Below are 13,486 nucleotides of genomic sequence, written 5' to 3' on the forward strand. Positions count from 1 at the left end.
TATTTGGCCCGCCTTCCCGGACGGTATAGCGTCAGTGCGTCGGCCCGCCGGACGAGGGGGTTCGGGGACGGTTTCCCGGCGGCCGCGGGGATTGCACGCAAGAGGGGGGACAATGCCCGTACCGAGTAATGACGTCATACCCGTCGACGTCGCGGAAAACCTTGTGGTGCGGATCGATCCGGGCCCGCGCGACTTCGCGGTGCTCCGTGAAGTGGTCCGCAAGGGAAGCCGTGTGGGAAACGAGCGGCTGGACGCGGACGAGCATCTGAACGAGATCATTCCCAAGCCTTGGGGCCTGGAATACCGGGTGTTCGTCGACGACTTCCTCGACGTATGGAATCTGCGGATCGAGGAGGGGCACGCCACCTCGCTGCACGTCCATCCGCGCAAGCTGACCTATCTGCTCTGCCTGGGCGGGCAGGGCGTCGCCAGGACCCTCTCCGCGGAGTATCCGGTCGGCGTCGGCACCCTGCTGAGGATCGGCGGCGGGGCGTTCCACTCCACGCGCTCGCTCGGGCCCGGCCCGCTCTTCCTCGTCGAGGTCGAGGCGCCCCGCAACAAGTTCGACCTGATCCGGCTGCGCGACGGATACAGCCGGGAGAACAGCGGTTACGAGTCCGAGCACCGGGAGCTGGCGGAGCTGCCCGTCCGCCCGGTGCCGTATCTGCCCGAGGCCCGGATGCGCGACCGCTCGCCCTGCGGCGGCTTCCGGTTCGAGATCCGGGCGGGCATGGACATCTTCTACCGGCCCCGCCCGGAGGACCTCTTCCACATCCCGCTGGGGCTGACCGGGGTGGTCACCGGGGAGCTGGGCATCCTCGCGCCGGCCCGCGGCGACACCCGGCGGCCGGCCGTCGACGAGTACTACCTGAGCCTCGCGCTCGCCACCACGGCATGAACGAACAGGAGAAAGGATCCGTCATGAATCGTCGCGCGGTGATCGTCACCGGTCCGGGATTCCAGGACCACGACGTCGTCTACACCTACTACCGCCTTCTTGAGGAGGGCTGGCACGCGGACGTCGCCACCCGGGACGGCGGCGAGGTCACCGGCAAGTACGGGGTGCCGCTGCCCATGGACAAGACCGCCAAGCCGCTCGTCTCCTTCGACCAGCTGGACGTGGCCGGGTACGACGCGGTCATCCTCACCGGCGGCCACGAGGCCCCGGACCGGGTGCGCCAGGACGCGCGGGTGCTGGACTTCGTCCGGGGCATGGACGCCGCGGGGAAGGTCGTCGCGGGGCTCTGCCACGGCCCGTGGATCATGGTCAGCGCCGGGGTGCTCAGGGGCCGCAAGGCGTGCGCCTACATCGGGCTACGGGACGATGTCGTCAACGCGGGCGCCCATGTCGTGGACGGCGACGTGGTGGTGGACGGCCACATCGTCACCTGCTCCTACTACGGCTACGTCGGCCGCTTTATGCAGGCCGTCTTCCAGACCGTACGGAACCGTACGGCGACCCCCGAGCCGGTGGCGCCCTGAGCGTGCGGGCCCACCGCAGGCGCGGGGACGGGCGAGCCGTTCCGTCCCAGAACCCCCGCCCGTCCCCGCGCGCCCACGAAGGAGCACAGCCATGCTGATACTCGACTTCGACGGCGTCGTCTGCGACGCCTTCGAGGAGTGCGCGGTCGTCACCCGCCACGCCGGGGACAGCGCCGCGGCCACCGCCGCGAAGTCCCCGGCCGAGCTGGCCGCCGGGCTCGCCCCGGCGTTCCTCGACCGCTTCCGGGCCGTGCGCCGGCACTCCCGGCTACTGGACCACTTCATGGTGGCCCTCGACCCGCGCAGCGAACACCTCGGGGGTCAGGAGGAGTTCACCGCCCTGTTCGACGACATCCCGGCCGACCGGCGGGAGCGGCTGGTCGCGGGGGCCACCGCGCTCCGGGCGGAGCTGCGCCGCCGGCACCGTGACGAGTGGCTGGGGATGCACCGGCTGTACCCCGGGATCCGCGGCCTGCTGGAGCGGCACGCGGGGCGCACCGGCATCGTCACCGCGAAGGACGAGGCGTCAGTGTGGGAGATCCTCGCCCACCACGGCCTCGACCGCGCCGTGGTGTCGGTGGTGGGCGAGTGCTCCGACAAGCGCGCCGCGGTGCTGGAGCTGGTCGCCGAGGACGGACTGCGGCCCGAGCACGCCACGTTCGTCGACGACAACCTGCGCAACGCCCTCCAGGTGCGGGACACCGGTGCCCGCGCCCTGTGGGCCTACTGGGGCTACCACACCGCCGACGACGTACGGAAGTCGCTGCGGCGGCGGGTGCCCCGCGTCTATCTGCCGGAACTGGCCGGGCTCTCGGCATGACGCCCGCCGCCACCATCTCGAACGCGAGCGAGAGGAAACGCACTGTCATGACCGTCAAGGTTCTGTTCGCCCTCACCAGCCATGGGAGGCTGGGCGACACGGGTCGCGCCACGGGCTTCTACGTACCGGAAGTCGCCCATCCGGCCCGGGTGTTCGCGGAGGCGGGCTGCGAGATCGGCTTCGTCTCGGTGCTGGGCGGCGCCCCGCCCCGGGACGGGGTGAAGCCGGACGACACCGTCGTCGCCGGTTTCCTCGCCGACCCCGCGACGCGGCGCGCGCTGGGCGAGACCCCCACCGCGGACCGGGTGGACGCCGGATCGGTGGACATCCTCTACTACGCCGGCGGGCACGGCGCCATGTGGGACTTCCCCCACGACACCGCCCTGGCCGCGCTCGGCGCCCGGGTGTACGAGCGCGGCGGCGTGGTGGCCGCGGTGTGCCACGGGCCGGCCGGGCTGGTCGACCTGCGGCTCTCCAACGGGACCCACCTCGTCGAGGGCAAAGAGGTCTCGTCGTTCACCGACGACGAGGAGGCGGCCGTCGGGCTGACCGACGTGGTGCCGTTCCCGCTGGAGACCACGCTGACGCGGCGGGGCGCGAAGTTCTCCAAGGCCCCGGACTTCACCGAGCACGCCGTCGCCGACGGCCGTCTGGTGACCGGGCAGAACCCCGCCTCCGCCGTCAAGGTGGCCCGGCTCGCACTGGCCGCCCTGCGGCCCTGAGCGACGGCGCGGAACCGCCCGGGCCGGACCGCGCGCGAACGCGAAGCACCAGCTCCCCTGGGAGCTGGTGCTTCCGTATGCCGTACCCACAAGCTCGGCGTCCGCCGCAACGCCTCACCGCCGCCGAGCATCTTTATGTGCGAACAGCGAGATGTGCGAACAGCGAACGTACTGTCGGCGTCATCACGGGGGAGACAGGCCGATGCAGTCCATGCAGCTGGGGTGGCTCCGTACTTTCGTCTACGTATACCGGCGTGGTTCGTTCACCCGGGCCGCGCGGGAGCTCGGGCTGTCCCAGCCGGCGGTCACCCAGCAGATCCGGGCCCTGGAGACGAAGCTCGGCAGACAGCTCTTCGAGAGGATGCCGGAAGGGGCGCGTCCCACTCCGGCGGCCGAGACCCTCATCCGTGAGGTGGAGTCGCCCATCGACACCCTGGGGCTGGTCACCGACCGGATCACCAGCTGCTCCAGGGCGGTGCCGGACCGGCCCGTCCTCCTCGGCGGGCCCAACGAGCTGCTCACCACCCGAGTCCTGCCGGCCGTCGGCGAGCTCGTACGCAGCGGGGTGCGGCTGTGGTGCGGGTTCGGGCTGGCCGACGCGCTGCTCCAGGACCTGTCGGACGGCCGTTTCGACCTGGTGCTGTCCACCAAGCGGCCGCGGTCGCGGGCGTTCTCGGCGATCGCCCTCTTCGACGAGGAGTTCGTCCTGCTCGCCTCGCCCGGGCTGCGCGACGAGATCCCGCTGGACCGGCTGGGCGAGGAGGGCCCCGCCGTACTGGAGAAGTACCCGGTCATCGCCTACGCGGAATCGCTGCCCATCGTGCGCCGCTACTGGCGCAGCGTCTTCGACGCCACGCCCGGGACAGCGCCCGCCGTGGTGGTGCCCGATCTGAGGGGCGCCCTGGCGGCCGTCCGCGCCTCCGCCGGAATCTCCGTCCTGCCCACGTATCTGTGCGGGGACGAGCTGGCGCGCGGTGAGGTGGTGCCGCTGCTGGAGCCGGAGGTCCCGCCGATCAACACCATCTATCTCACCACCCGCGCGGGCGGCCGGCACCAGCCTCATGTCCAGCTGGTGCACGGCCAGTTGCTGCTGAAGGCGCCGCTGTGGGGCTGAGCCCGGCCCTTGCCGCGCCCGGCGGTCACGCGGGCGCCGGGCGCGCCGCGGCCACCAGGGCCAGCGCGAGGACGGCACCCACGGCCAGGGTGATGCCCGAGGCGTGGAGGGTGGCCTGGGTGCCCAGCACCGCGACGCCCAGCGCGGCGCCCGCCTGCCGGCAGGCGTTCAGCGCCCCCTGGCCGGTGGCGGCGTACCGGGCGGGGGCGGCGGCCGCCATGTCGGCCGTGGCCCCCGGGATGGCCAGGGTCGAGCCGAAGGCCAGCAGCACCTGCGCGACGGTGATCAGGGCGAACGGGGAGTCCTGCGAGCAGAAGGCGAGGGCCGCGCCCGCGGCGGCGTCCAGCCCCAGCCCCGCGTACAGCACGGGCCGGGCGCCCCAGCGCGCGACGATCCGGCCGGTGAAGTACGGCATGAAGCACATGGGCAGGGTCATCGGCAGGAACGCCAGCCCGGTCCTCAGGGGCGAGAGCCCGCGTTCGTCGACGAGCCACTGGGTGAGGGCGAACAGCAGCCCGTAGAAGAGGAAGGACGCCATGCCTCCGGCCACCAGGTCGGCGCGGACCCGGGGCAGGCCGGTCAGCGCGGGCGGCAGGGCGGGGGCCTCGGCGCGCCGTTCCGCGAGCGCCAGCAGGACCAGGGCGACCGCCGCCACACCCAGCGCCGCCAGCGGCAGCGGCCGTCCCCAGCCGTCCGTGTTCGCCGCGATCAGGCCGTAGGCGAGCGAGCCCAGGGCGAGCACCGACAGCAGCATCCCGGCGCGGTCGGGGCGGGCGGCGGACTCGGGCCGCTCCCCGCTGAGCCGGCGGGCGGCCAGCAGGGCGAGGAAGGCGATCGGCGGGTTGACGAGGAACACCAGCCGCCAGCCGCCCAGGTCCACGAGCAGGCCGCCCAGGACCGGCCCGGCGATCAGCCCGATGCTGCTGAGCGCCGCCCAGGAACCCACCGCCCGCATCCGTTCCTTGGGGTCGGGGTGGAGCCGGGCCAGCAGCGCCAGCGAGGCGGGCACCAGCCCGGCGGCGGCCACGCCCAGCAGCGCCCGTCCGGCGATCAGCGTGCCCACGTTCGGGGCCAGGGCGCTGAGCAGCGAGATCGCCCCGAAGGCGACGAGCGCCGCGCGGTAGACGCGCCGGGGCCCGAAGCGGTCGGAGACGACGCCGGCGACGAGCAGCAGCCCGGCGAAGACGACGGTGTAGGCGTCGACCGCCCACGGCAGGGCCGCCGCCGGGGCGCCGAGGTCATCCCGTACGTCCGGCAGCGCCACATTGAGGATCGAAGTGTCCAGGAGGACGAGGAAGTTGCCGGCGACGACCCCGGCGAAGAGCAGGCGCGGGCCCGCCGGGCGCGCCGCACCGTTCTTCGCCCCGGGTGCCGCCCGGGGGATCTGCTCGGCTCTGTCATTCGTTGTCGACATGGCCCCAAGGCTCGCGGCCCCGGGGACATCCGACCAGGCCGGTTCTTCGATGGCCCCATCGGACTTCCCGATGGCATGCTGGGGCCATGGACTCTCGCCATCTCAGGGCTTTTGTGACGGTCGTGGACACGGGCGGGATCTCGGCCGCGGCCGCCGCGCTCGGCTACGCGCAGTCCACGCTCAGCGTCCAGCTGCGGCGGCTGGAGCGGGAGCTGGACGCGGAGGTGCTGCGCCGCTCGCCGACCGGCACCACCCTCACCGAGGCGGGGCGGCTGCTGCTGCCGTACGCCCGGGAGGCGCTGGAGCTGGAGGATCGGATGCGGCGCGCCGTCGGCGACCGGGCGCCCCTGCTGCGGCTGGGGGCGTTGGAGTCCCTCGCGGTGGAGTGGCTGCCGGACATCCTCGCGGCGTTCGGGCGCGGGGCGGCCGGGCCGGGCACCGGGGCGACGGAGGTGCGGCTGAAGGTCGCGGGGCGGGCCGTGCTCCAGGAGGAGCTGGCCGCCGGACGGCTGGACCTCGTCTTCCTGTTCGACAACGGGGCTCCGGGCGGCGGCCCGTCCTGTGTGGTCGGCCACGACCGGACCGTCGCGGTCGCCGGGCCCGGGCACCGGCTGGCCCGGACCCGGGGGCTCGCCCCGGAGGAGCTGCTGGAGGAGGAGTTCCTGGTGGCCGAGGCGGGCTGCACCTCGCAGATGCTCGTCGACCGCTTCGGCCGCGACCTGTCCCCGCGCGCCCGTCTGGGCATGGTCACCGGCTCCCTCGCCGCCCTCCGCCGCCTCGCCGCCCACGGCCGGGGCATCGCGCTCCTCCCCCACCTCGCCGCCCGGCAGGACCTGGAGACGGGCGAGCTGGTCGAGCTGGACGTCCGGCACGGCCTGGAGCCGGTCAGCATCGAGGCCCGCTGGCGCACGGGGCTCGACCCCGCCGAGCGCCCCCTCCAGGCCCTGGTCGCCCTGGCCCGCCGCAACGCGCCCTGGGCCGCGGGGTCGTCGCTCACCGGTGTGGCGCGCTCCGCCTGACCCGCCGGCGGCGGGTGACCGCGGATATGCGGATATTCAGCGGGCGGCACCCCCCGCGGCCTCTCCTTATTTGCCGCGCTTCCGGGCCGCTGCTTCACTCGGTTTCCCACCGGAGTTCAAGGGGGAAACCACGTGATCACCGTGATAGCTGAACAGCGAGTCGTCCCGGGCCGTGAAGAGGAACTCGACGCCCTGATGACCGGATTGCGCGACGCCATTCTCGAGAGCGAGCCGGGCTGTCTGCGTTTCGACTACGTCCACACCGAGGAATCACCGCTGCGCCGCCTTGTCATCGAGGAGTACCGTGACGCGGCGGCGCTGGAGACCCACCAGGGGTCGCGTCATCTCCGGGAATTCCTGCCCCGGTTGCTGGCCTGCCTGACGGAATTCCCGAAGGTCACCACGTACCGGAACGTGGTGCCCGTGCCGGACTCCGTACCGGATTCCCTGTTCCACGTGGGCATGGTGGTGCCCGACCTGGAGAAGGCGGTGGCGCTCCACTCCGACGTGCTCGGCGTCGAGTTCACCGAACCGCACGTCTTCCGGATCCCCCACCTGGAGGACCCGGAGCCGCACCCGGCGGAGCTGACCGCCGTGTTCTCCCGTACGGGGGCGCCCTACTACGAGCTCATCCAAGCCGCCGGGGACGGCATCATCTCGGCCGCCCACTGCGGAAGGATCCTCTACTACGGCGTCTGGGAGCCCGACATGGACGCCCGGCTGGAGCGGCTGCGGCAACAGGGCGTCGGCGTGGACGCCTACTTCCGCTCCGGGCCGGGCGCCACCCCGTTCGCCGTGATCACCGCCCCCGATCTGCTGGGCGCGCGCGTCGAGTACGTCGGCCTGAGCGACCGGCCGCCGATCGAGGAGTGGGTGCGCACCGGGCGCTATCCGGAGTGAACCGGACGTTCTGCTCCCAACGATCAAGTGCGCGGGAAGTCTTGTGCCGTCGGTACCGCTCCCCAATAATGATCACCCTCTGAACCGACAGAGATGCTCATGACAAGCGGTGGTCGACACGGGGGCGGAACGACGGCGTGATGAGTCCCGAACGAAAACAGGCGGCCTTCACGGGCACACGGAGCGTGGAGGCCGGGCTCACCTGGAGCCAGCAGGAGATCTGGTCCCTCATCGAGGGCGCGGCACCCGAGGACCACGTCTACAACGTGGTGGGCGTCATCGACGTCCCGGACGGCACGCGCGTCGACGAACTCCGCTGTCTTCGCGCGGTGTCCTTCTTCGTCTCGCGCCACGAGGCACTGCGCACGCTCTTCCCCCGGGACCGGCATGGACGGGTCTCCCAGCGGGTGCTGCGCGAAGGTGATGTCCCCGTCGCGGTGGCACGCACGGGTGAGCCGGACACCGCCGGGACCGGCGTCGCCGAGCTGACCGCCGCGTTCCGCGAGGACTTCGGCTCCCGGCCCTTCTCGTACGCGGACGAACTCCCCGTACGGATCGGGCTGGTCGTCTCCGGCGGCGACGTCCGCGCGGCCGTCTACGCCTTCTCACACATGGCCGTCGACTGGTTCGGGCTCGACGCCCTGCTCCAGGAGGTCCGCGCCTACTTCCGCGACGGCGGGACATTACCTCCACTCGCCGACGACGCGACGCGCCCGGCCGACCTGGCGGACCGGCAGGCGTCACCCGAGGGCGTCGCCAAGGGCACCCGCGCCCTGCGCCACATCGAGGCGACCTTCGGCGGCCGGCCGCTGCTGTCCCTGCCGCCGGCACTCGGCACGCCCGCGACCGGCCCCCGGCACCACCGGGCCGCCCTGCGCTCGCCCGCCGCGAACCTCGCGACCGGCGTGATCGCCCGGCACATGGGCATGAGCACGACGTCGGTCGTCCTCGGCTGCGCGGCCGCGCTGCTCGGCGAGACGACCGGCAGCGGCACCGTGGACCTCCTCCTCACCAGCTCCCAGCGGTTCGACCGGGACCTGCGGCACATGGTCGCGACCCTGATGCAGGAGGCGTACTTCTCCGTCGACGTCACCGGCGCGGACGTCTTCGAGACCATCAAGCGCTCGTGGCGGGCGTCGATCAGCGCCTACCGCAACGCGGGCTGCGCCACCGACGCGCTGACCGCCCTGCTCGGCCGCCTCGGGGACGGGCCCGGCGCCCCGCTGGAGCTCCTCCACTGCTTCAACGACAAGCGCGGCCGGACCGAACCGGTCCCCCTCGCTCCGGGAACGGACCCCCGGGACCTCCTGGACCTCCTGAAGGACTCCACGCTCACCCGGCTCCCGGTCACCGAGCGAGAACCCTTCTATCTGGTCGTCGACGGCGACCAGGAGGCCATGGAGTTCTCCCTGACCTGCGACGCCGCGCACTTCACCCCGGCGGACACCGAGGGCTTCCTCCGGGCGCTGGAGAGCTCCCTGGTCACCGCGGCCGCCCGCGTGCGCGCCGCCGGCGGCTGAACCGCGGCCGTACCGGCTTTCCGAATCCCCCACGCGATCCCGCACGCAATCCCCACGCACGACAACCCATCGCGAACCCTCCGCCGCCCTCCGGGCGGCCAGTCAGAGGTGCACCATGAACGACGCCGGTACCGGCGCCATGCTCGCGCGGCTCTCCGAGAAGTCGCGGCACGACCACTACAACCCGTACACCCGGTTCTCCTGGCCGGATCAGGTACCCGAGGACTCCTGGTGGATGACGCCCGAGTACCTCACCACGCACGGCACGGGCCTCGTCGAGGACGAGAGGATCCTCAAGGCGCTGGCCCGCCGTGAGACCGTCAACTTCTTCAGCCTGCACGTCCACGGCATCCGCGAGCTGATGATCGGGGTGTCCCGGCGCATCCACACCCCGGACTTCGCCGACTACAACGAATACCTCCACCACTTCATCGGCGAAGAGAACGCACACATGTGGTTCTTCGCCGAGTTCTGCTACCGCTACGCGGGCGGGATCTACCCGGAGGCGTACTCCCCGGTGCGCGGCGAGGGCTTCGGCCCCGCCTGGGAGGACGTCGTGGTCTTCGCCAGGATCCTGATCTTCGAAGAGATCTTCGACTACTTCAACAGCCGGCTGGGCAAGTCCGGCGAGATCCCCGGGATCCTGCGGGAGATCCACGCCGTGCACCACCACGACGAGAGCCGGCACGTGGCGTTCGGCAAGCAGCTGCTCAAGCACCTCTACGCGCGGGCCTGCGAGCAGGACCAGGCGGGTCCCGAGCGACGCCTGGAGATAGAGAACTACATCAAGTCCTATATGACGTACTCGGTGCGCAGCCTCTACAGCCCGCACGCCTATCGCGACTCCGGGATGCCGAACGCGCTCGAGACGCGCCGGAAGGCGATGGCGCACCCGGTGCGGGAGGCGTTCCACAGCAAGGTGATGGCCCGCGTCGACAGGTTCTTCGTGGCAGCCGGGATTTTCCGGACCGCTTGGGGGGTCGGCAATGACGTCAGCAAGTGACGAGGCCATGGAGAAGGTCGTCGACTTCCTCCGGAGGGCCAACGACGCCACCGACGCCTTCGACTGGGACCAGGACCTCATCGAGCTGCGGATCCTCGATTCGCTGGCGTTCGTCGAGTTCCTCGTCCTGCTGGAGGAGGTCACGGGTGCGCCCGTCGATCCCGGCACGATCGACGTGGAGAACTTCCGGACCCTCAACCGCATCCACGCGCTGATCGGCGGTGCCGGACATGCCCAGTGACCATCTGTTCCCGCCGGTCGACGTCGCCGACGGCTTCGTCACCCTCGGCCCCACCGCCGTCCGGCTCCGCTCGGCCCTCGACGCGGTCTTCACCGGCTGGGCCGCCGCGGCCGGGGCCGCCGAGGTCCTCTATCCCCCGCTGACCCGGGTCTCCGACCTGGCGCGCTTCGACTACTTCGTCAACTTCCCGCACCTGGCGCTCGCCGCGGCGCCCGTGGACACCTCGGACACCGGCGGGCTGCCCCGGCACCCGGTCGGCCGCGACGAGCGGCTGAGCGCCGACCGGTTGGGCGACGCCGGGCTGATGCTCCCGTCGGCGGCCTGCTACAACGCCTACGTGGCCCTCGCGGGCGCCCGGCTGGACCGGCCGGTGAAGCTGACGACGATCGCGCAGTGCTTCCGCCGTGAGAACGAGTACACCGGGCTGCGCCGGCTGCACGGCTTCACCATGCGGGAGATCATCGCGATCGGCGACCCGGAGACCGTCAAGGAACACCTGGACACCCACAAGTCGCTCATCCTGCGGTTCGCCGACCACCTCGGGCTGAAGCTGGCGACCGAGACGGCCACCGACCCGTTCTTCGACGCCAACGGCTCCCGTGCCGTGATGCAGAAGCTCTTCCCCACCAAGGAGGAGTTCGTCAGCGGCGGCGGGCTCGCCATCGCGTCGGTGAACTACCACCGCAACTTCTTCGGTGAACGGGCCGACATCCTGGTGTCCGGCGTGCAGGCCAGCACCTCGTGCGTGGCCTTCGGCGTCGAACGGTGGCTGCACGTGCTCGCCGGCCGCTTCGACGGCGACTGGGACGCGGCGTACGAGGCGGTGACGTCCTTCGCTCCCGTGACGGCCGGCTGACGAGGCGGACGTACCCGGCCGGTGAGCCCCTCCATGGCGGGCTCACCGGCCGTCCTTTTGACTGAGGAGATGTGTTGTGACGCAACTGCGGATGCCCGCGGAGTGGCATCGGCACGCGGCCTGCCTGATCGCGTGGCCGACCCGGGAGTCGCTGTGGGGTGAGGGTTTCGAGGGCACCGAGCGCGAATACGCGGCGACGGTCCGGGCCGTCGCGGAGTTCGAGCCCGTCACCGTCGTGGTGCCGCCCGGCCGGGCCGGCCGGGTGCGGGAGCTGTGCGGCGTGGAGATCGACACCGTCGAGATCCCGCTGGACGACTCCTGGCTCAGGGCCTCCGGCCCGGTCTTCGTCCACGGCCCGGCGGGCGAACCGGTCGGCGTGGACTTCCGGTTCAACTCCTTCGGCGAGCGGTTCTTCCCCTACGACCAGGACGAGAAGGCCGGCGAACGGCTCCTCGGCGCACTCGGTGTGCCGCGCCGGGGCAGCATGACGGTGCTGGAGGGCGGGGCGATCACCGTCGACGGCGAGGGCACCCTCGTCACCACCGAGCAGTGCTTGCTCAACGCCAACCGCAACCCCCGGCTGGGCCGGCGCGACATGGAGGCCGAGCTCGGGCATCTGCTCGGGGTCACCAAGGTGATCTGGTTGCCGTACGGCCACTTGGAGGGGGACACCGACGGGCACGTCGACCACGTGTGCCAGTTCGTGGGGCCGGGCCGGGTCGTCGTCGAGGCCCCCGGCGACCCCGCCGGGCCGGACCACGCGCGGCTCAAGGCCAACCGCGCCGTCCTGGAGGCTGCCACCGACGCGCACGGGCGCCCCCTGGACATCGTCGAGCTGCCGCCCCGGCAGACCGTGCGCGCGTACGGCGAGGACGTGGGCGTCAGCTACACGAACTTCTACATCGCCAACGGCGGAGTGGTGGTGCCCCTGGCCGGCACCGACGCGGACGCGGACGCCCTCGCCACCCTCGCGGCCGTCTTCCCGGAGCACAAGGTCGTCGGGGTGGCGGCCCGGGCCCTCGCCCTGGGCGACGGCGGAATCCACTGCATAACGCTGCAACTGCCCGCGCAGCGCCGGGAAGCGGGGGCGCCGTGAGCACCCCTGCCGGCGATATACGCGTACCACCGGACACCCTGCGCCGGGCCCACGTCGGGGTCTTCGCCACCTTCGCGCTGATCGGCGTGGTCAACGGCATCCTGGTGGCACGCCTCCCGGGGCTCGCCGGCAAACTGGGGCTGGACGCCGGAAAGGTCGGCGTGCTCATCCTCACCTGGGGCATCGCGGCCACGGTGACGATGCAGTGCGTGCGCTGGCTCGTCGCCGCCCTGGGCAACCGGGCGCTGCTGCGCGTCGGCGCCCCGGCGGTCACTGTCGCGGTGGGCCTCTTCGGCCTCAGCCCCGGCTATCCGCTGCTGCTCGCGGCGGCCGCCTGCTTCGGGATGACCTCCGGTGTCGCCGAGACCATGATGAACGCCCAGGGCAGTCTGGTCGAAAGGCTCTCCGGCCGGCCGCTGATGAACGGTCTGCACGCCGGGTGGAGCACCGGGGCGGTGACGGGAGGGCTGCTGGCGGCGCTGCTGGCCGCCCTCCACGTCTCGTACACCGTGTCGGTGGTGTCCGTCGCGGTGTGCGCGCTGCCGGTCGCGCTGGCGGTGGGCAGGACGTATCTGGACGAGCCGGCCGAGGAGGAGACGTCCGAGGCGCGGCGGAGCCTGCCCGCGAGCGTCTATGTGATCGGCGCGATCTCCTTCCTGGGCCTGCTGCTGGAGGGGCTGGTCGCCGACTGGAGCGGGCTGCTCCTCCACGGCGACCTCCACACCTCCGAGGCGCTCGCCGCGCTCGCCTACCCGGCGTTCGAGCTCGCGACGCTCACGGGCAGGCTGTTCGGCGACCGGCTGCGCGTCCGGGTCGGCGGCCGGTCGCTGCTCGCGGCGGCGGGCGGGGCGACGGCCGTCGGCGTCCTGGTGGTCGTCACCGCCGGGACGGCGTCGGTCGCGATCGCGGGGTTCGCGCTGACTGGCCTGGCGGTGTGCGTGGTCGTCCCGCTGACGATGTCGCTGGCCGGGACGGTCGCGCCGGGCCGCTCGGACGCGGCCATCGCCCAGGTGTCGGCCATGGGCTACTCGGGGCTGCTGGTGGGCCCGGTCGTCATCGGGTTCGTCGCCGAGGCGAGCACACTGCGCACCGGGATCGGGCTGATGACCGTGGCGGCGCTCCTGATCGCCGCGGGCAGCCGGGCCGTTCCCGCGCACGACGCCCACCGCCGGACGTCGGAGGGCTGACGGCACGTGAGGGGGGGGGGCCCCCGGGCGCCGGGGGGGCCCCCCCGGGGGGGCCCCCCGCAGCACTGCACGGCGCTGGCGCTACTGAGCCAGGCACTGCTCACCCGATTCA

The 13,486-nt window shown here is 72.4% G+C and carries 14 protein-coding genes; 13 read left to right on the forward strand and 1 reads right to left on the reverse strand.

What is annotated here, in order from left to right; genetic code table 11:
- Positions 1-112: 112 nt before the first annotated feature.
- The 5 genes from AB0E98_RS32480 (at position 113) to AB0E98_RS32500 (ending at position 4,138) form a co-directional block, all read left to right on the forward strand.
- A complete protein-coding gene (locus tag AB0E98_RS32480; protein WP_361709782.1) occupies positions 113-898 on the forward strand; it encodes a hypothetical protein in 786 nt (261 codons plus the stop codon).
- A 23-nt stretch (positions 899-921) separates the two neighbouring features.
- On the forward strand, positions 922-1,482 hold the full coding sequence (locus AB0E98_RS32485; RefSeq protein ID WP_361709785.1) for a DJ-1/PfpI family protein: 561 nt from the start codon (positions 922-924) through the stop codon (positions 1,480-1,482).
- Between the two features lie 91 nt (positions 1,483-1,573).
- Positions 1,574-2,302 (forward strand): HAD family hydrolase, encoded by a 729-nt coding sequence (locus AB0E98_RS32490; RefSeq protein ID WP_361709787.1) that lies wholly within the window; start codon positions 1,574-1,576, stop codon positions 2,300-2,302.
- A gap of 47 nt (positions 2,303-2,349) precedes the next feature.
- Complete coding sequence (locus tag AB0E98_RS32495) at positions 2,350-3,024, forward strand: type 1 glutamine amidotransferase domain-containing protein (RefSeq protein ID WP_361709790.1); 675 nt, start codon at positions 2,350-2,352, stop codon at positions 3,022-3,024.
- 202 nt (positions 3,025-3,226) lie between these two features.
- Positions 3,227-4,138, forward strand: coding sequence for a LysR family transcriptional regulator (locus AB0E98_RS32500; RefSeq protein WP_361709792.1), 912 nt, complete (start codon positions 3,227-3,229; stop codon positions 4,136-4,138).
- Positions 4,139-4,163: 25 nt separating this feature from the next.
- On the opposite strand, the gene AB0E98_RS32505 is transcribed toward AB0E98_RS32500, so the two are convergent.
- A complete protein-coding gene (locus tag AB0E98_RS32505; protein ID WP_361709795.1) occupies positions 4,164-5,552 on the reverse strand; it encodes an MFS transporter in 1,389 nt (462 codons plus the stop codon).
- An 86-nt stretch (positions 5,553-5,638) separates the two neighbouring features.
- Here AB0E98_RS32505 and AB0E98_RS32510 point away from each other — a divergent pair, with 86 nt between their 5' ends.
- The 8 genes from AB0E98_RS32510 to AB0E98_RS32545 all read left to right on the forward strand — a co-directional run bounded on the left by AB0E98_RS32510 (position 5,639) and on the right by AB0E98_RS32545 (position 13,374).
- Positions 5,639-6,571 carry a LysR family transcriptional regulator gene (locus tag AB0E98_RS32510; RefSeq protein ID WP_361709798.1) on the forward strand — a complete coding sequence of 311 codons (933 nt, stop codon included), beginning with the start codon at positions 5,639-5,641 and terminating at the stop codon, positions 6,569-6,571.
- A 132-nt stretch (positions 6,572-6,703) separates the two neighbouring features.
- Positions 6,704-7,471: an antibiotic biosynthesis monooxygenase gene (locus AB0E98_RS32515; RefSeq protein WP_361709799.1), complete on the forward strand. Its 768-nt coding sequence runs from the start codon at positions 6,704-6,706 to the stop codon at positions 7,469-7,471.
- A gap of 140 nt (positions 7,472-7,611) precedes the next feature.
- On the forward strand, positions 7,612-8,991 hold the full coding sequence (locus AB0E98_RS32520; RefSeq protein ID WP_361709802.1) for a condensation domain-containing protein: 1,380 nt from the start codon (positions 7,612-7,614) through the stop codon (positions 8,989-8,991).
- A gap of 115 nt (positions 8,992-9,106) precedes the next feature.
- On the forward strand, positions 9,107-9,994 hold the full coding sequence (locus AB0E98_RS32525; RefSeq protein WP_361709805.1) for a diiron oxygenase: 888 nt from the start codon (positions 9,107-9,109) through the stop codon (positions 9,992-9,994).
- Positions 9,978-10,235 (forward strand): phosphopantetheine-binding protein, encoded by a 258-nt coding sequence (locus AB0E98_RS32530; RefSeq protein ID WP_361709807.1) that lies wholly within the window; start codon positions 9,978-9,980, stop codon positions 10,233-10,235. Before AB0E98_RS32525 ends, AB0E98_RS32530 begins: the two co-directional genes overlap by 17 nt.
- Positions 10,225-11,091 carry an aminoacyl--tRNA ligase-related protein gene (locus AB0E98_RS32535; protein ID WP_361709809.1) on the forward strand — a complete coding sequence of 289 codons (867 nt, stop codon included), beginning with the start codon at positions 10,225-10,227 and terminating at the stop codon, positions 11,089-11,091. The genes AB0E98_RS32530 and AB0E98_RS32535 overlap by 11 nt, the downstream gene beginning before the upstream one ends.
- A gap of 76 nt (positions 11,092-11,167) precedes the next feature.
- Positions 11,168-12,187 (forward strand): agmatine deiminase family protein, encoded by a 1,020-nt coding sequence (locus AB0E98_RS32540; RefSeq protein ID WP_361709811.1) that lies wholly within the window; start codon positions 11,168-11,170, stop codon positions 12,185-12,187.
- Positions 12,184-13,374, forward strand: coding sequence for an MFS transporter (locus tag AB0E98_RS32545; RefSeq protein WP_361709813.1), 1,191 nt, complete (start codon positions 12,184-12,186; stop codon positions 13,372-13,374). Before AB0E98_RS32540 ends, AB0E98_RS32545 begins: the two co-directional genes overlap by 4 nt.
- Positions 13,375-13,486 lie beyond the last annotated feature (112 nt).

It is taken from the genome of Streptomyces sp. NPDC037389 (genome assembly GCF_040636475.1).
GTDB classification, from domain to species: domain Bacteria; phylum Actinomycetota; class Actinomycetes; order Streptomycetales; family Streptomycetaceae; genus Streptomyces; species Streptomyces hesseae.

Coding starts and splice junctions, on each gene's coding strand:
- AB0E98_RS32535 (WP_361709809.1), top strand. CDS start 10,225: ATGCCCAGTGACCATCTGTTCCCGCCGGTCGACGTCGCCGACGGCTTC.
- AB0E98_RS32530 (WP_361709807.1), top strand. CDS start 9,978: ATGACGTCAGCAAGTGACGAGGCCATGGAGAAGGTCGTCGACTTCCTC.
- AB0E98_RS32510 (WP_361709798.1), top strand. CDS start 5,639: ATGGACTCTCGCCATCTCAGGGCTTTTGTGACGGTCGTGGACACGGGC.
- AB0E98_RS32520 (WP_361709802.1), top strand. CDS start 7,612: ATGAGTCCCGAACGAAAACAGGCGGCCTTCACGGGCACACGGAGCGTG.
- AB0E98_RS32525 (WP_361709805.1), top strand. CDS start 9,107: ATGAACGACGCCGGTACCGGCGCCATGCTCGCGCGGCTCTCCGAGAAG.
- AB0E98_RS32495 (WP_361709790.1), top strand. CDS start 2,350: ATGACCGTCAAGGTTCTGTTCGCCCTCACCAGCCATGGGAGGCTGGGC.
- AB0E98_RS32505 (WP_361709795.1), bottom strand. CDS start 5,552: ATGTCGACAACGAATGACAGAGCCGAGCAGATCCCCCGGGCGGCACCC.
- AB0E98_RS32500 (WP_361709792.1), top strand. CDS start 3,227: ATGCAGTCCATGCAGCTGGGGTGGCTCCGTACTTTCGTCTACGTATAC.
- AB0E98_RS32485 (WP_361709785.1), top strand. CDS start 922: ATGAATCGTCGCGCGGTGATCGTCACCGGTCCGGGATTCCAGGACCAC.
- AB0E98_RS32490 (WP_361709787.1), top strand. CDS start 1,574: ATGCTGATACTCGACTTCGACGGCGTCGTCTGCGACGCCTTCGAGGAG.
- AB0E98_RS32480 (WP_361709782.1), top strand. CDS start 113: ATGCCCGTACCGAGTAATGACGTCATACCCGTCGACGTCGCGGAAAAC.